Source organism: Paenibacillus sp. PL2-23, from assembly GCF_040834005.1.
Lineage (GTDB): Bacteria > Bacillota > Bacilli > Paenibacillales > Paenibacillaceae > Pristimantibacillus.
On the sequence record NZ_CP162129.1, the window covers coordinates 532341 to 549931 of the forward strand.

Genomic DNA, 17591 nt, shown 5'->3' on the forward strand with positions numbered 1-17591 from the left:
GTCATCACTCTGTATTTAGGCTTTCGGCGCGTTCCTCGCCAGCTCCTTGCGGACAATCGGGGCCACCTTGGTGCCTAACAGCTCGATGGAGCGCAGCACCTCGCGATGCGGCATAGAGCCGATATCGACATGATGAAAGAAGCGGGTAATGCCCAGATTGTTATGGAGCAGAACAATCTTCTCCGCTACATATTCAGGATCGCCGACATAAAGGGCGCCTCGCAGGCTGCGCGCGTTGTCGTAGGCGGCGCGATCATAATGCGGCCACCCGCGCTCCCGGCCGATGGTGTTCATCTGGGCTTGATTGTACGGGAAGAACAGCTCCGCCGCTTCCTCCGTCGTGTCGGCGAGGAAGCCGTGCGAATGGGTGGCGATCTGGAGCTTGGCGGGATCATGACCCGCTTGCGCCGCCGCTTGCTTGTACAAATTCACAAGCGGAGCGAACCGCTCCGGCATGCCGCCGATAATGGCGAATACGATCGGCAGGCCGAGCATTCCGGCGCGGAACGCCGACTCCGGATTGCCGCCGCTTGCGATCCATACCGGCAGCGGCTCCTGAACGGCGCGCGGGTAGACGCCGCGGCTCCGAATGGCCGGCCGATGGCCGCCTCGCCAGGTGACCAGCTCCGATTCTCGTATAGCGAGCAGCAGCTCCAGGTTTTGCTCGAACAGCTCATCGTAATCATCCAGTCTCTGCCCGAACAAAGGGAAGGATTCCGTGAAGGAGCCTCGTCCCGCCATAATCTCCGCTCTTCCGCTCGACAGACCGTCCACTGAAGCGAAGTCCTGATAGACTCGAACGGGGTCGGCTGAGGACAGCACCGTGACGGCGCTGCTCAGCCGAATCCGATTTGTTCTGGAAGCGGCGGCGGCCAGCACAATGGCCGGCGCACTGGCGGCGTAATCCGCGCGATGATGCTCCCCTACTCCGTATACGTCGAGACCGGCCTGCTCCGCTACGACGATCTCCTCCACCGCATTGCGCAGACGCTCCGCATGGCTGATGGCGGCTCCCGTCTTGGGATGCGGCGTCGTCTCCAGAAAGGTACTGATGCCAATTTCAATCATGTCGGTAGCCTCCTTTGTACGATACCACTCATTTTACTATAAAATATAATGTATATCAATAAAAGTTAGTTAATGAGGCATCGGCAAAAGCTCCGCCCAAACAACAACAGACAAGCGGCCTCAGAAGACCGCTTGTCTGTTAGATGGAGGATTCCTGGTATCGAGCCGATTCGGCCATCCGAGCCGCTTGGGACGCCGATACCGGAGAATGAATGGCAAGCGCCACCAGTGCCGCCGTTACCGAGAAGCCTGCAGGAGGATAGACGAGATAGACATCCTCCCAGTTCGGCTCGAATTTATTTTTGAACTCGTACAGTCCCTTGAAGTTATAGATCCGATTCCCGTACTTATAGAGCAGCCGGGCGACAAGCATGTCGTTGATGTTCGCGAGCGGCGCCATGCCGAGGCTGCAGCGGCCGTAGCCCTGTTCCTTGCCCCACAGGCAAAGCGATAGAATGAGATAGTCCATGGTGCCCTGCGGACAATCTGCGGAATAACGCATCAGGTCGACATTCAGCTGCGCCGTCTCTGTCGCTTCCTGGCATGCTCCCGCTACCGTCAGGAACGCTTCGATGCGGCCACCTTGGCCTGTCATGACCGCGATGGGAAAGCGGCTGACATAGTCGCGATGGAAGGCGCCGACGGAGAAGCTTTTCTCCTTGCGCTGCTGCAGCCATTCGTTAGAGATGGAAGCCAGACGGTCCATCAGCTGACAGGTATAGGGTGGCGTAAGCACCTCGAAGCTATACCCGCTCTTGCGGAATTTGCTCAGTCTGTTCCGTTGCTTGAGCCATGCTTTGCCGTTCATATGGAAGCCCGTCAGGTCGATGATGGCCTCCTCGCCGATCTTGGCGGCGCGCAGGCCGAGCTCCCGGTATACGGGCAGCATGTCCGACTTGGTCTGATAGAAGGCCGGAATGCAGCGGTCCTGCTTGCAGGTCTCTATGAATTGCTGAACGGCGCGTCTCATCGAGCGCGGATGGCCGGATGGATCGCCTAAGGCTATTCTTCGGTTACCTATAGATCGGTATGCGATAAGCGCCTCGCGCTTGGAGTCCCAGAACCATTCCTTATCGCCCAGGTAATACAGATGCGTGTGCGACCCTTGTCCACAGCGTTCGATCAGGCGATTCAGCCGAGTCTCCGTAATGCGATCCATGTTCAATCAACCCTCCGTGCAGATTATGCATGTTCTAAGATGAGATCCGATACGTTCACTTTCTACTACTATTATCGGCATATCTCTCGAACCATTATAGAGGGACATGTCCTGCTGGAGCAATGGTATTTGATACATTTTTTGACCACAAGTTTTCGAGCATTCGAAAAACGGAAATTAGATTTGGCGAAGTTTCGGGGTGAAGCGGGTTTTTGTTTCAGATGCGCAAGACGTAACGGACATCAAACGCACTTTGTGGTTATCGACCCCCGCGTGACCTCAATCCGCGCAATAACGACACCCCGTGTGGCTGTTGCTCCTTCTAACCGCTCATTCGGCGCAATAGCGATCACTCGTGTGGTTATCGACCGCCGCGTGACCTCAATCCGCGGAATAACGACACCTCGTGTGGCTGTTGCTGCTTCTAACCCCTCATTCGGCGCAAAAGCGATCTCTCGTGTGGTTATCGACCGCCGCGTGACCTCAATCCGCGCAATAACGACACCCCGTGTGGCTGTTGCTCCTTCTAACCCCTCATTCGGCGCAATAGCGATCTCTCGTGTGGTTATTGACTGCCGCGTGACCTCAATCCGCGCAATAACGACACCCCGTGTGGCTGTTGCTCCTTCTAACCGCTCATTCGGCGCAATAGCGATCTCTCGTGTGGTTATTGACTGCCGCGTGATCTCAATCCGCGCAATAACGACACCCCGTGTGGCTGTTGCTCCTTCTAACCCCTCATTCGGCGCGATAGCGATCTCTCGTGTGGTTATTGACTGCCGCGTGACCTCAATCCGCGCAATAACGACACCTCGTGTGGCTGTTGCTCCTTCTAACCGCTCATTCGGCGCAATAGCGATCTCTCGTGTGGTTATCGACCGCCGCGTGACCTCAATCCGCGGAATAACGACACCTCGTGTGGCTGTTGCTCCTTCTAACCCCTCATTCGGCGCAATAGCGATCTCTCGGGAGCTCCAATTTGACCCTTTCCAGCATGTAATGGTCAAATTGGACGCTTAGCCGTCCTACACGCACAGACTTTCCCTCAAGTGTCGTTCTAACGTTCGAGTGTCCCTTACCATTTGGGGCGACCCATTAGAAGGGTGTAAAGGTATAGTATTTTTTGTCCGTTAGAAGACTCATTGGTACGGTTGGCGTCGTCGAGACGATGGCATCCAATTGTCCGCATAAAAGCGACAGGAAATAGACATATAATAAAAGAGCTTGAATTGTGTTAAGGAGGCAGCCATGTCGGACATCAGTCATCCAAGAAGGCCTAGAGCGGTATTAAGCGGTTCCGGCATCACCCATATCCAGTGGCATAATCCATTCCTTATCGCATGGTGGTCTGCGTCGTTCCCCGGCTTCGGACATCTGATCCTGAATCAATACATACGCGGTACGCTGCTTACGCTGACCGAGGTAATTGTGAACACGCTCGCCCATATCAATGAGTCGATGATATACACCTTCTGTGGCAGGTTCGAGGCGGCGAGAGACATTCTGGATCCGCGCTGGGCATTCCCTTATTTGCTCATCTATATGCTGGCAATATGGGACAGCTATCGGTCGGCGCTTCAGAACAACAAGCATGTCCTGCTCGCGGAGCTGGAGAATGCCCGCTTGAAGCCATTTCTGCTGGGTCGTATGGAGGTGCATTATATGGAGAGAAAAAGTCCGATCAAGGCGGCATTGTTCTCCCTTGCCTTTCCCGGCTTCGGACAGCTGTACGTGCACCGCATTTTGTTGGGGTTCTATGCCATGGTGTGGTGGTTCATCTACCTGGGCTTATCCAATGTGTACATCGCGGGCTTGCGGCTGCTCTACGGGGAGACAGCAGCCTCAACGCTGATCCTGCATCCCCATTGGCTGTTGTTCATGCCGTCGGTTATCGGCGGCTCCATCTATCACGCCTTTGCTACAACCATCGAACATAATCGACTGTTCCGCATAGAGCAGACACAATATTTCCGCGAGAAATACGACGGCTCCAAGCTGCTCCTATTTCCGAGAATCGGGTGAAAGCATGCTGATCATTGGCTCCTTCATGCACGCCACAGAGCTGGAGATGGCACTCTCCATTCTGGAGCATAACGGCATACAGCCGAGCCGTATTCTGGTCGTTCCCATGAGCGGCAGCGAAAACGTCAAATCCGCTATACCCGCCCAGACGGGAACGCTTGTCGAGAAGGCGTTCGAGATCAGCGTTGCCACAGGGACCGCCCTCGGCGTCATCGGGACAAGCGTGGGCTTTGCGCTGCGGCTAGGTCCCCTTGCATGGGGGCTGATCTATACGATCGCGGGCATGGCGCTGACCTTTCTCGCCGCCTATCTGCTGCTGCGCAGGAAGCACAGCAGTCCTGGCAAACGGAGAAGGCAGCGCGCCGGCCGCCGTCCCGAGCTGACCGTTATGGTGGAATGCGAGGAGGAGCGCGCCGAATGGGTGAGCCAAATCTTATGGCGCCACGAAGCGATGTCCGTCGGCAGACACCCGTATGAGCCTTCATGAAAGTCATGATCCAAGAACCATTGAACCATTGAAACAAGCTCCCTCTATTTCCTGAGATGCCTCATGAAAGCTTCTTCGCCCCTCCTCCACTTCGTTACATAATTTGAAATGGAAATGCAACAAATTCGACACAATTGTTTGTAAATTTCAATCGAATCTATTTAATTTTATGGACATATTGCCGAAATAGAGAGAAAGTAGTAAACATGTGGCATAAGACACATGGAAAGGACGACTACAGGCAATGTTCGACAGAAAGCTTAGAAGCAATAGCGTGACACTGCAGCGGCGTTTCCTCGATTCAGCGGGCAACGAAGCAGAGCCTGCGAAGAGGGGAGATTCCAAATGAGTCATTCTATGGATCATCATTATATGCAAGGAACGTACGACTTTGCGCTGGTCGCGTTCTCTTATATTGTAGCGGTCGTGGCATCCTTCACCGTGCTGGATCTGGTAGACCGAATCAGCAGCTCGAGAGGGTGGCATCGCTGGGGCTGGCTGGCCTTTGGCTCAGCAGCGATGGGACTCGGCGTATGGTCGATGCATTTTGTCGGCATGCTCGCATTCTCGCTCCCTGTCCCGGTTGCCTATGACATGGTGACGGTAGTCCTGTCGGTGGTTGCCGTTGTGCTGGGGTCATTTATTGCGTTGTTTATTGTCGGCAAAAAGAAGATCGGCTGGAAGCAGCTGCTGTCGGGCGGTTTCCTGCTGGCCAGCGGCATTTCCGCCATGCACTATGTCGGTATGGATGCCATGCAAATTCATATTACGTATAAGCCTCTTTATTTTGCCATCTCCATACTGATTGCGGTTGTGGCATCTATCGTGGCTTTATGGCTGTCGTTATACTTCAGCAGCGGGAAGGATAGATGGAGAAGGTGGAAGAAGCTCGGCAGCGGTCTGGTCATGGGCGCAGCTGTTGTAGGCATGCACTACACGGGCATGTACGCCGCCGAATTCCATACCATCGGCATGGACGAATCCAGCGGCGCGATGCTGGACCAGAAGCTGCTGGCCTATGTCATTGCGGGTGTGACGCTGGTTACTCTGGGATTGTCCTTGGTCGGGATCTATATCTCCAATCGTTTCACGAGCAAGGAATCTGAGCTGGAGGTCAGCGAGAAGTGGTATAAATCGCTGTTCGAGAACAATCAGGACGGCATCATTGCCGTAGATCTCGATTACCGCATTATAGGCTTCAACGAAGCGGCGTGTGAGCTTGTGGGGGTGAAGGGAGACGCGCTGCATAATCAGAAGGTTGATTTCATCTTTCCCATGATTGTTGAAGAGGAACGGGAGTATACACAGCAGAAGTTTCTGGCGTCGCTAAGCGGCGTCCTGCAGCGCTACGAAACGGCCCTATATCATCAGGATGGCCGTCGTGTGGAGCTTAGCGTTATTAACGCGCCCGTTGAATTGAATGGCGAGGTTGTCGGCAATTATATTATCGCCCGGGACATTACCGAGGATAAACGCTCGAAGGAGAAAATTCAGCATCAGGCGCATCATGACGAGCTGACCGGCTTGCCTAACCGCCGGCGATTTAATCAAATTTTGGACGAGCAGATTCGGAGCAGCACCTCACCCTTCGCCATCATGGTACTCGACATCGACCGCTTTAAGATGATCAACGATTCTCTGGGGCATACATATGGGGATATCTTTCTTCAGGAAGTGAGCAGCCGGATCCAGAAGGTGGTGGAAGGCAGCAAGGTGACGCTGTCCCGCATGGGAGGCGACGAATTTACTTTGCTCTGCCACGACAGCTTTGATCAGCACAGCACCTCTGTCCTGGCAGAGAGCATCATTCGCCAGATCAGCCTGCCTTACCGGCTGAAGGACAACGACTTCTATGTGACAGCCAGCATCGGCATTGCCGTCTATCCCATCGACGGAGAGGATGCGGTCGAGCTGCTTCAGAATGCGGATACGGCGATGTACGAGGTGAAGAAGAACGGCAAGAACGGCTGCCGCTTCTACTCCAGAGAGCTGAATGAGCAGCTGCAGGAGAAGATTGGACTGGAGGCGGATCTGCGAAGAGCCATCGAGCAAGAGGAGCTGTTCCTCTATTATCAGCCGCAAATTCGATCCATCGACAGCAGAATGATCGGTGTGGAAGCGTTAGTGCGCTGGAACCATCCCGACAAGGGCGTAATCTCACCCGGTGTATTCATACCGATTGCAGAGGAGACAGGGCTGATCTATTCGCTTGGCTCCTGGGTGCTCCGCGAGGCCTGTCACCAGATGAAGGCGTGGCATGACGCGGGAGGACCGCTTATTCCGGTATCCGTCAATCTGTCCTCGCAGCAATTCCATCAGGAGAATCTGGCGGAATATATCATCGCCATTCTGGAGGAGACTGGTTTGGATGCGCAGTATCTGGAGCTGGAGATTACGGAGAGTATGATGATGGATCCCGTCGTCTCGAAGGACATTCTGGACAAGCTGACGGACCTCGGGGTACGAATCAGTCTGGACGACTTCGGAACGGGCTACAGCTCGCTGAGCTACTTGAAGCAGCTGCCGATTCATAAGCTCAAGATCGATCGCTCGTTTATTAGCGACATCGTGAAGAACACCAATGACAAGGCGATTGTGGCGACGATTATATCCATGGCCCAGCATTTGAACATGGATGTGGTCGCGGAGGGCATCGAAACGCAGGAGCAGCTGGATATATTGACGCACAATGACTGCCAGAAAATTCAGGGCTATTATTACAGCAAGCCGCTTCCGGCTGCTGATGTGGAGAACGCTTTTTTTGTCCCGCAGCGAAACCTGGGACGACTGGGCTGATAATGGGAATAGCGGTGCAAGGGGTGAGAGGGTCCCTGCACCGCTATTTTTTTGTAGGAGTGTGGCGGCTGCTCGTCTTCCGACGAATAGACGTTTGTGGCAGGCTTAGATGCTGCACATGCCAGCTACATGAGCTGCTCGATCAGCTCTGCCCGCAGATGATGCTTGGCGAAGACGCCCAGCATGGCGGCTTTGGCTTCAGCCTCATCGGGGCCATGGATGTAGAGTCGATAGGTTTGGTCGCGGTACAGCGTCATGCTGAGGCCAAGGATGCTCTTGGCGTCGACGAATTGATGGTCGCCGACGACAAGAACAATACTGGCGGTATAGGCGTTGGCTGTCCTATTAATGTCCACAATGGAGCGAATGCCGCTTTTCATAACTTGCGCGCCTCCTCTGCATGCTACCGGAATTCCCGCGGGATGCGGCGGGCTACGCCTGTGCGAATCGCCGCCTGGATGACAAGCTCACGGATGCCGCTGACAACCTGCTGATTGAACACGCTGGGAATAATGTAATGCTTGCCGCGCTCCTCATCGGTCACGACCCGGGCGATCGCTTCCGACGCCGCGAGCTTCATCTCCTCGTTGATGGTCGACGCTCTGCAGTCGAGCGCGCCTCGGAAGATGCCGGGGAAGCACAGCACGTTGTTGATCTGGTTGGGGTAGTCGGAGCGCCCCGTCGCGATAACGCCTACGATATCCTCTACCTCTTCGGGGAGGATCTCCGGTGTCGGGTTGGCCATCGCGAATACAATCGGAGAATCCGCCATAGCCAGCACATCCTCTCTCTTGAGAATGCCGCCCGCGGACAGCCCGATGAACACATCCGCCCCCGCCAGAACCTCTCGCAGCGAGCCGGCTCGCCGCTCCGGATTGGTGTGCTGCGCATACCATTGCCAGACGGGATTGTCATAGGTCTCATCCGCGGTCAGCGCGCCGGAGCGGTCGACGCCGATGATGCTGCCTACGCCTGCGGACATGAGGATTTTGCTGCAAGCAACACCCGCCGCGCCAATGCCGCAGACAACAACCTTCACTTCGTCAATCGACTTGCCGACCACCTTCAGCGCGTTCAGCAGCGCGGCGTACAAGACGACGGCCGTGCCATGCTGATCGTCGTGGAAGACCGGGACGTCCAGCTCCTCTCGCAGCCGCTCCTCAATCTCGAAGCAGCGCGGCGAGGAGATGTCCTCCAGATTAATGCCGCCGAACGCGGGAGCAATCGCTTTGATCGTTGCGATAATGGCTTCCGTATCCTGCGTATCGAGGCAGATGGGGAAGGAATCGACGTCGGCAAGCTGCTTGAACAGCATCGACTTGCCCTCCATGACAGGCATAGCGGCATAAGGCCCGATGTTGCCCAGTCCCAGCACGGCGCTGCCGTCGGAGATGACAGCGACCGTATTCCGCTTGACTGTCAGCGTATAGGCCTTGCGCGGCTCTTCGCTGATGGCTTTGCAGACGCGGGCGACGTCGGGGGTGTAGACCCTGGACAGGTCGTCGCGATTCTGAATCGGAGACTTCAGCTTGGTTTCGATCTTGCCGCCGAGATGGAGCAGGAATGTACGGTCCGAGAGATGAAGCAGCTGGATGCCGGGTATGCTCCTCATGCGGTCCGCGATGATGTCGATATGCGCCGATTCCACAACCGTAATCGTGACGTCTCGCACCGTAATTTGCTTGCCGGTCTGGATGACGTCAATGGCGACAATGTCGCCTCCGCCCTCAACGATTGCCGAAGCAACCTGGCCGAAATTGGCCTCGTTCGTATTCATCTCGATACGGGCAATAATGCTTTTGCCGCCTAGTGTATTGGTTTTCATATGGGCTGCCTCCTTCGTATGGGAACCATTAGCCTTCTTCGTTCACGACCACATCCTTGCCCCTCCGCTTCAGCAGAATCGGCACAACGAGCCACAATGCGGCTATGATCAGGAACACAAGCGACATCGGCTTCTGGACAAAAATAGCAAAGTCTCCATTCGACGTCGTCAGAGCGCGTCGCATATTGTTTTCGATCATGGGGCCCAGGACAAGGCCGAGCACCAGCGGGGCCAGCGGGAAGTCGTTGCGGGCCAGCAGGAAGCCGGCAACGCCGCAGACCAGCAGCAGGATCAGGTCGAAGATCTGCGCCTGAACGGCATACACCCCGAAGATCGAAATGGCAATAATAATCGGGATCAAATATTTGGGAGGCGTCTGAATGACCTTGGCGAACACCTTCACCAGGGGCATATTCAGCGCCAGCAGCAGCAGGTTGCCGATCAGCATGCTGGCGATGAGGCCCCATGCGACTTCGGGATGCTCCTCGAACAGAAGCGGGCCCGGCTGGATGTTATACATGATGAGCGCACCCATCAGAATCGCCGTTGTGCCGGAGCCGGGGATGCCGAGCGTCAGCAGCGGGATCATGGCGCCGCCGGAGGCCGCGTTGTTGGCGGATTCCGGCGCGGCTACCCCGGCGATGTTGCCTTTGCCGAAGGAGGAAGGGTTCTTGCTCAGCTTCTTCTCCACGATATAGCTGAAGAAGGAGGCGAGCGTGGCTCCCGCTCCAGGCAGAATGCCGATGAAGAAGCCGAGCACGGAGCCTCGGGCGATCGGCGCCGCGCTGTCCTTCAGATCCTTGCGGGTAGGCAGGATTCGGCCGATCTTCGACGTCGCGCTAGCGCCGTAGTCCTTCTCCAGAATGGTCTTGAACACTTCTCCCAGCGCGAACAGTCCGACAGCAATGGTCAGAAATTGAAGGCCGGAGTAGAGCAGCGGAATGCCGAACGTGAACCGGGCCACACCGGATACGGTATCCATCCCGATTGTCGCGAGCAGCAAGCCAAGCACGGTCATGATGAGCGCCTTGGTGATGGAGCGCCCCGCCAGTCCGCTTACCGCGCACAGCCCCAGCAGCATCAGGGAGAAGTAATCCGCGGGACCGAAGCGGATGGCGACATCCGACAGCGGCTGTGCCAGCGCAATCAGCGCGATCAACGAGAATACGCCGGCCGCGAAGGAGCCGATGGCGGAGATGGACAGCGCTGCGCCCGCGCGGCCCTGCCTCGCCATCTGGTAGCCGTCGAGCGTCGTCACAACCGATGACGACTCCCCTGGCGTATTCAGCAGGATCGACGTTGTCGAGCCGCCGTACATCGCGCCGTAATAGACGCCGGCGAGCAGGATGATAGAGCTTGTCGCCGCGGCCTCTGGCGGCAGTCCTCCGGTCATCGTGGCGGTCACCGGGATAAGCAACGCGACGCCGCTCATGGGTCCGATGCCGGGCAGAACGCCCACGGAGGTGCCGATCAGCACGCCGATCAGGGCGAACAGCAGGTTATGCCATTGCAAGGCGGTCGCAAAGCCGCTTGCGAGATAATCCAATATATTCATTTCTATTCCTCCCACACGCTCATGTTAGCCAGGACGGGAAACCCGGCATGGAGCCTTCGAGCAAGACGACGAACACGGCGTATACCCCGATCGAGAAGAGGGCGGCGATGATGATGGATTTCAGCCACCTGCCCCTCTCGATGGTCTGGAAAGCCGTCAGCAGGAAGGCGAAGGTGCCGATGACATAGCCTATCCATTCCAGGAAGAAGGCGTACAGGAACGCTGCTCCAAAAATAATGAAAAACCGTTTGTAATCCAGGCGCTCCTTGCCTCGTTCCGCAGCTTTGATTCTAAGCGCCTCATAGAACAGGCGGATGCTCAGCAGCACAAGTGCCAGCCCGAGGCCAAACGGGAATATGTTAGGGCCTACGGTGCTGCCGTAAGACGCCGCGCTGATGCCGGCGCTCTGCCACATGAAGCCGATGCCAAGCAGCAGGAAGACGACGCTGGCGTAGCGGTCGAATGTCTGGTTCATGAATGTCACCTCCGAATAGGAAAAGGGAGAGAGCCGCAGCGTTCCCTCCCCTCAGGTTCGTTACTGCTGCATGCCAAGCGCCGTCAGAAGCTCACGAATGACTTGCTCTTGCTGGCCCAGGAACGTCTTGAACTCGGCGGCGTTCTTGTATTCGCTCGCCCAGTCGTTCGCCTTCAGCTCCTGCTGCCAGGCCTCATTCTCGCTAAGCGCTTTCAGCTTGCCGTCCCAGAAGGCAACCTGCGATTCCGTCAGGCCCTTCGGTCCGAATACGCCGCGCCAGATCGTGAACTCGGCATCGAGTCCAAGCTCCTTCAGCGTCGGTACGTCCTTGAAATCGCCGCCGAGCCGTTCGGCGGAGGTTACGGCTAATATTTTGATTTTACCAGCCTTCAGATAGCTGCCCAGCGAGGAGACGTCCGTGCCGATCGCATCGGCGTTGTCGCCGAGGAGAGCCGCAATCGCTTCGCCGCCGCCGTCATAGGACAAGTATTTGACGGTCTTGGGATCGGCGCCGCCCTTGAACGCGGGCAGAATGCTGATCAGATGGTCCATGGAGCCAGGGGCCGAGCCGCCGGCCATCGTCACGGATGCCGGATCGGCTTTGATTGCTCCGATCAGCGCATGCAGATCGTTGAACGGAGAGTCGGCGGAGACGGCGATCGCGCCATAGTCCGTCGTCAGCTGCGCCAGCGGCGTCACGTCCTTGTAGCCGTAAGGGCTGTTCCCTTCTTTCTTCAGGTTGTTGATCAGGATGGGCGGGGAGTTGACGAACAGCTTATAGGGATCCTTCTGGTCCTTGGCTATATACTCGCCCAGGAATACCGTCCCGCCGCCGCCCGGCTTGTTCTCTACGGTCATGGTCTGCTCGATCAGCTTGGTTTCGCCGAGCACCTTCGTAAGAGAACGAGCCGTTTTGTCCCAGCCGCCGCCGGCTCCCGATGGAGCCGTCACTGTAATGGGCTTAACGGGATAATCGCTGTCCGTGGAGCTGCTGCCTGCCAAGCCGCAAGCCGTCAAGCTTAACGCAAACGCGAAGGTTGCTGCTATCATTTTGAAGCCGTTGCGGTTAACCATAAATAAATGCCTCCTTTTGTCCCTGCGGCAAGCGCTTTCTGTAAGCGCTTACGATTTGGGGTGACTTCATCCTATCATCGGACCGCTCCGCTTGAACAGCATAAGAACATAAGTTGAAAAAACGTCATTTCGGCAATTTTGTTCATAAAATTTACGGCCTCTTCGCGTGAAAATGCTGTTGCGTGGGAAGGCTGTAGCTTACAATGGTGAAAAGCGGAACGGAGGGACATGTATGCGGTTGCAAACAAGGCTGATTCTGCTTATCGGCGGACTGCTCTTCCTGCTTATATTCGCGCTTTCGTTCAGCTTCGAGCGGCTGCTCGTCAGCACTCTGGAGAGGAATATCGGAGCTTCGGCGCTCAAGCTGGCGAAGACGGTCGCCTTGATGGATACGATCCGTGACGCATTCGACGATGAGGACCCCTCGGCGACGATACAGCCGATTGTGGAGAAGATTCGGATGGAGACGGACGCTGAATATATTGTCATCGGCAACCGGGAGGAGATTCGTTACGCGCATCCTCTACCGGATCGGATCGGGAAGAAGATGATGGGAGGCGACAACGCTCCCGTGTTGAACGGGCAATCCATCGTGTCCAAAGCCGTCGGCTCCATGGGCCATTCCTTAAGGGGGAAGACGCCGATCTATGACGATACGGGACGCATTATCGGCATCGCCTCCGTAGGCATACTGATGAAGGATATCGAAGCGTCCGCGCAATCCTATCGCAATCGGGTGCTTATCTTCGCGGGTCTGGCCATCCTCATTGGCTGCTGCGCCGCCATCTGGATTGCCGCCAGCGTGAAGCGCTCCATTCACGGTCTGGAGCCGCAGGAGATCGGCTTGCTGTATCAGGAGAAGAAGGCTATTCTGGCCTCTATTCATGAAGGCATTATTGCCATTAATACAGAGGGCATTGTGACGCTGGCGAATCAAACGGCGACGGCGCTTATCGATCCCCAGGGGAGGACGGACGCGACGGGCAGGCATATTCGGGAGATTATCCCGGATTCCAGGCTGCTGGAGGTCATTCAGACCGGCGAAGCGGAGACGGACCGGGAGCTTGTCATCAATGACAGCGCGGTCGTCGTGAACCGCGTGCCGATCTTCGATCATGAGCACAGGATCGTGGGGGCGGTATCGAGCTTCCGGAACAAGTCGGAGCTGCTGCGTCTGACCGAGGAGCTGGCGCAGGTCAAGCGGTATACGGAGGCGCTGCGGGCGCAGACGCATGAATATTCCAACAAGCTGTACACGATATACGGCCTTATACAGCTGGAATCGTATCAGGAAGCGATGGATGTCATTACACATGAGACGAACGTGCATGATAGCTTGATTCATTTCTTGCTGCAGGAAATTCCGGATCCTATGATCGGAGGTATTCTGATCGGCAAATTCAATCGCGGCAGCGAGCTGAGGGTGCGGCTGGACATTGATCGAAGCAGCACCTTCAAGGATATTCCGGAGACAATCAGCCGGAACCAGCTGGTCGCCATTATCGGCAATCTGATTGACAACGCGATGGAGGCGGCGCTGGCCGCGGGCCATACCGAGAATGTGAGCCGCGGGGACAAGTGGGTGAAGGCGGCTTTCAGCGACGCAGGCGACGAGCTTCGGATCGAGGTGTCGGACAGCGGTGCCGGCATTGATGAGGCGGCTGCGAAGCGAATATTCGAGCTGGGCTACTCCACCAAGAAGGGCGCTGGCCGAGGGTTTGGTTTATCCATCCTGTACAAGGCGGTGCAGGAGCTGGGGGGAGACGTGCAATGCAGGAACGAGCCTGGGAGAGGGGCCGTATTCACGGTTCGTATACCGAAGAGCAAGGGAGGAGCGGGCAACACATGATTCGGGTCATCATCATAGAGGACGATGTGCGCATCGCAAGCATCAATCAGCGCTTTGTCGAGAAGGTCGGCGGCTTCAAGGTGGTCGGCATCGCGACGGACCGGGAGCAGGCGCTGGAGCAGCTGGACATCTTGCTGCCTGACCTGGTGCTGCTGGACTTATATTTTCCCGATATGTCGGGACTGGAGATGCTGCAGCACATACAGCGAAGCTATCCCCATACCGATGTCATTATCATTACCGCGGCCAAAGAGTTCGAGACGGTTCGCGAAGCCATTCGCGGCGGCGTATACGATTTCATGATCAAGCCGGTCGTGTTCGACCGATTCCAGGAGAAGCTGCGCGCGTATCAGAAATTTCATGAGCAGCTGCAGCTTCTCGGCGGCTCCAACAAGCAGGTCGATCAGCAGGGCGTCGACCAGCTTCTATGGGGAGCGGGGGACCGGGCGGACAAGGACGGCTATCTGCCCAAGGGCATAGACCGGATCACAAGCGAGAAGATTCTCGCGTTCGTGCAGGAGGGCCAGGAGCTGTGGACGGCCGAGGAGCTGGGCAAGCGCGGCGGCTTCAGCCGCACAACGGCTCGCCGGTACCTGGAATATTTTGTCGATAAAGGCTTGCTCGTCGCGGACACCTCCTACGGCACCGTGGGGCGCCCGGAGCGGGTGTATCGGAGGGCGAACGACGATCGCAGGAGCTGACGGGCCTGTAAGGCTTGGCGCTTATTGACTTGATCGCCTAAGCCTTCGCCTCGTACAGCCGCACGATCTCCACGATCGTCTTGACGGCCAGCTCCATATGATCGACGGATACGTATTCGTAGCGCCCATGGTAATTCATGCCGCCGGTAAAGATGTTCGGCGTGGGCAGTCCCTTGAACGACAGCTGGGAGCCGTCGGTGCCGCCGCGGATCGGCTCCACGATCGGCTTAATGCCGAGATTCGTCATGGCCTCGTGAGCGATGTCAACAACCTCCTTAACCGGTTCGATGCGCTCGCCCATGTTGTAATATTGATCCTTCATCTCAAGCTGGATGCGTTCGGCGCCGTACTTGGCCTGCAGCTTCTGAACGATGGCAGCCATAAGCTCCTTGCGTCCCTCGAATTTCTCGCGGTCGTGATCGCGGATCAGATAGCGCAGCTCCGCCCCCTCCACATCGCCTTCCAGCGATTGCAGATGGAAGAAGCCCTCATAGCCCTCCGTCAGCTCAGGCGCTTCGCCTGCGGGCAACTTGCCGTTCAGCTCCATCGCGAGCTTCAGCGCATTGATCATCTTGCCTTTGGCGGTGCCGGGATGCACGTTTTTGCCGCGAATCGCGATACGCGCGCCGGCGGCGTTGAAGCTCTCGAATTGCAGCTCCCCGAGCGGGCCGCCGTCCATCGTATACGCGTATTTCGCGCCGAACGCCTCGACGTTGAACTTGTGCGCGCCGCGCCCGATCTCCTCGTCCGGCGTGAAGGCGACACGAATCTTGCCGTGCTTGATCTCCGGATGGGCGATCAGATAAGCCATCGCCGTCATGATCTCCGTCATGCCGGCCTTATCGTCGGCGCCAAGCAGCGTCGTGCCGTCGGTGGTCACGAGCGTGTGGCCTTTGTAGCCCTGGAGCTCTGGGAATTCGGCTGGCGAGAGGACGATACGCTGCTCCTTGTTCAGCACGATGTCTCCGCCATCGTAGCTTTCGACAACCTGCGGATTGACGTTCGCGCCGGTCATGTCGGTCGCCGTGTCCAGATGCGCCATGAAGCCGATCGTTGGAACATCCTTGTCTGTGTTAGCCGACAGCGTAGCGAAGACGTAGCCGTGCTCGTCAATCGTAATGTCCGTCATGCCGATCTCCCTCAGCTCTTCGGCGAGCAATTTGCCGAGCGTAAGCTGGCCGGGCGTAGACGGGCAGCTCGGGTTATTTTCGTCGGATTGGGTATCGACCTTAACGTATGTGAAAAACCGCTTAATCAGCTCTTCTTTCATGGACATGACGGGATCAGCTCCTATAGGGGTGTACTTCTTAAAAAGTATAATATAAATAGCGCGTCAAAAGAAATGAACAGCATCACGCATCAGAGGCCTGCATCGATCGACGTCATTCTGCACCTCCCGCTCCGTCAAACTTATGGGGAAATTCCGGTTTCCCGCATTGTGACAGCCGATCATTTGGTATATGATATTAGGGTAATTCTGGGCTCATGAAGCCATAAATAAATACAGGACAGCGATATGGAGGATACGATGAATCCTAGAGATCTGAACTATAGAATGCCCGCCGAGTGGGCGGAGCATGAGAGAACCTTTATTTCCTGGCCGGTGCAGGCCTCGATGGTCCACCCCGACAATTATGAAGCCGTGACGGCTGCGTATGCAGAAATCATCACGGCTATGGCGGAATTCGAGCCGGTGACGGTTGTAGTCAACTCGGCGGACAAGGACGCTGTGGGCGCTCGCTTCGCAGCCTATGAGAATGTGGATCTGCTGCCGATTGAGCATAATGACGCTTGGCTGCGCGACAACGGTCCAACCTTCCTGCTGAACGAGCAGAACGAGCTGGCAGGCGTGAACTGGGGCTTCAATGCGTGGGGAGGCAAGTATTCGCCTTGGGATCTTGACGACGCGGTGGCGGGCCAGGTGCTGAAGCATGTCGGCGTCCGTGGCTTCGACGCTCCGCTTGTGATGGAGGGCGGCTCGATTCATGCGGACGGAGAAGGCACGCTGCTGACGACGGAGGAATGCTTGCTGAACGTGAACCGCAACCCGCAGCTGTCGCGGGAGCAGATTGAAGAGTATGTCAGGAGCTTCGTGAATGTGGATGCCATCATCTGGCTGAAGCGCGGACTAAGCGGCGACGAGACGGACGGGCATGTCGACAATATCGCATGCTTTGCCGCTCCGGGCAAGGTCATTCTGCAGGTGTGCGACGATCCATCCGACGACAACTATGAGATTACGCAGGAGAACCGCCGCATTCTTGCCGAGGCGGTCGACGCCCGAGGGCGGAAGCTGGAGGTTATCGAGATTCCTCAGCCGCCTTACCGCGAATACGAGGGCGACCGCCTGACGCTGAGCTATCTGAATTTCTACTTCGTCAACGGCGGCATCATTCTGCCCGTGTTCGGCGGCGAAGCGGAGGAGACGGATCGCCAGGCGGAGCAAATCCTGGCGGCGACATTCCCGGATCGCCGCATCCGCAAGGTGAACGGCATGGGCATTATCGCCGAGGGCGGCAACGTGCATTGCACAACACAGCAGATGCCTGCGGGCATACGATAGACAGGAGGTTACGAGCC

General features: G+C 56.7%; 14 protein-coding genes. 6 read left to right on the top strand and 8 right to left on the bottom strand.

Annotated elements, in window-relative coordinates; genetic code table 11:
- Nucleotides 1-15 precede the first annotated feature (15 nt).
- Nucleotides 16-1068 (bottom strand): LLM class flavin-dependent oxidoreductase, encoded by a 1053-nt coding sequence (locus AB1S56_RS02260; protein ID WP_340870207.1) that lies wholly within the window; start codon nucleotides 1066-1068, stop codon nucleotides 16-18.
- A 139-nt stretch (nucleotides 1069-1207) separates the two neighbouring features.
- Nucleotides 1208-2227, bottom strand: coding sequence for a phosphatidylglycerol lysyltransferase domain-containing protein (locus AB1S56_RS02265; RefSeq protein WP_340870205.1), 1020 nt, complete (start codon nucleotides 2225-2227; stop codon nucleotides 1208-1210).
- A 1248-nt stretch (nucleotides 2228-3475) separates the two neighbouring features.
- On the opposite strand from AB1S56_RS02265, the gene AB1S56_RS02270 reads away from it, so the two are divergent.
- The 3 genes from AB1S56_RS02270 to AB1S56_RS02280 all read left to right on the top strand — a co-directional run bounded on the left by AB1S56_RS02270 (nucleotide 3476) and on the right by AB1S56_RS02280 (nucleotide 7532).
- Complete coding sequence (locus tag AB1S56_RS02270) at nucleotides 3476-4249, top strand: hypothetical protein (RefSeq protein ID WP_340870203.1); 774 nt, start codon at nucleotides 3476-3478, stop codon at nucleotides 4247-4249.
- A gap of 4 nt (nucleotides 4250-4253) precedes the next feature.
- Complete coding sequence (locus tag AB1S56_RS02275) at nucleotides 4254-4736, top strand: hypothetical protein (RefSeq protein ID WP_340870201.1); 483 nt, start codon at nucleotides 4254-4256, stop codon at nucleotides 4734-4736.
- 345 nt (nucleotides 4737-5081) lie between these two features.
- Complete coding sequence (locus AB1S56_RS02280) at nucleotides 5082-7532, top strand: EAL domain-containing protein (protein ID WP_340870200.1); 2451 nt, start codon at nucleotides 5082-5084, stop codon at nucleotides 7530-7532.
- Nucleotides 7533-7657: 125 nt separating this feature from the next.
- Here the strand turns inward: AB1S56_RS02280 and AB1S56_RS02285 are convergent, their stop codons facing one another.
- The 5 genes from AB1S56_RS02285 to AB1S56_RS02305 are packed head-to-tail and all read right to left on the bottom strand — an operon-like array spanning nucleotide 7658 to nucleotide 12437.
- Nucleotides 7658-7912, bottom strand: coding sequence for an HPr family phosphocarrier protein (locus AB1S56_RS02285; protein WP_340870199.1), 255 nt, complete (start codon nucleotides 7910-7912; stop codon nucleotides 7658-7660).
- Between the two features lie 23 nt (nucleotides 7913-7935).
- Nucleotides 7936-9357, bottom strand: a complete 1422-nt coding sequence (locus tag AB1S56_RS02290; RefSeq protein ID WP_340870197.1) for an NAD-dependent malic enzyme — start codon at nucleotides 9355-9357, stop codon at nucleotides 7936-7938.
- 28 nt (nucleotides 9358-9385) lie between these two features.
- The gene (locus tag AB1S56_RS02295) at nucleotides 9386-10912 is read right to left on the bottom strand and encodes a tripartite tricarboxylate transporter permease (protein ID WP_340870196.1); all 1527 of its coding nucleotides are present in this window, start codon (nucleotides 10910-10912) and stop codon (nucleotides 9386-9388) included.
- Nucleotides 10913-10931: 19 nt separating this feature from the next.
- A complete protein-coding gene (locus tag AB1S56_RS02300) occupies nucleotides 10932-11387 on the bottom strand; it encodes a tripartite tricarboxylate transporter TctB family protein (RefSeq protein ID WP_340870194.1) in 456 nt (151 codons plus the stop codon).
- 60 nt (nucleotides 11388-11447) lie between these two features.
- Nucleotides 11448-12437: a tripartite tricarboxylate transporter substrate-binding protein gene (locus AB1S56_RS02305; RefSeq protein WP_340870267.1), complete on the bottom strand. Its 990-nt coding sequence runs from the start codon at nucleotides 12435-12437 to the stop codon at nucleotides 11448-11450.
- 256 nt (nucleotides 12438-12693) lie between these two features.
- Here AB1S56_RS02305 and AB1S56_RS02310 point away from each other — a divergent pair, with 256 nt between their 5' ends.
- Together AB1S56_RS02310 and AB1S56_RS02315 are read left to right on the top strand one after the other, a co-directional pair.
- Nucleotides 12694-14310: a sensor histidine kinase gene (locus AB1S56_RS02310; protein WP_340870193.1), complete on the top strand. Its 1617-nt coding sequence runs from the start codon at nucleotides 12694-12696 to the stop codon at nucleotides 14308-14310.
- Nucleotides 14307-15011, top strand: a complete 705-nt coding sequence (locus AB1S56_RS02315; protein WP_340870192.1) for a response regulator — start codon at nucleotides 14307-14309, stop codon at nucleotides 15009-15011. The genes AB1S56_RS02310 and AB1S56_RS02315 overlap by 4 nt, the downstream gene beginning before the upstream one ends.
- A gap of 37 nt (nucleotides 15012-15048) precedes the next feature.
- Here AB1S56_RS02315 and pepT read toward each other — a convergent pair whose 3' ends face one another.
- Nucleotides 15049-16281, bottom strand: a complete 1233-nt coding sequence (pepT, locus tag AB1S56_RS02320) for a peptidase T (RefSeq protein ID WP_340870265.1) — start codon at nucleotides 16279-16281, stop codon at nucleotides 15049-15051.
- Nucleotides 16282-16539: 258 nt separating this feature from the next.
- Between pepT and AB1S56_RS02325 the strand changes: the two genes are divergently transcribed.
- Entirely contained in the window at nucleotides 16540-17574 is a 1035-nt protein-coding gene (locus AB1S56_RS02325) for an agmatine deiminase family protein (protein ID WP_340870190.1), read from the top strand.
- The last annotated feature ends 17 nt before the right edge of the window (nucleotides 17575-17591 follow it).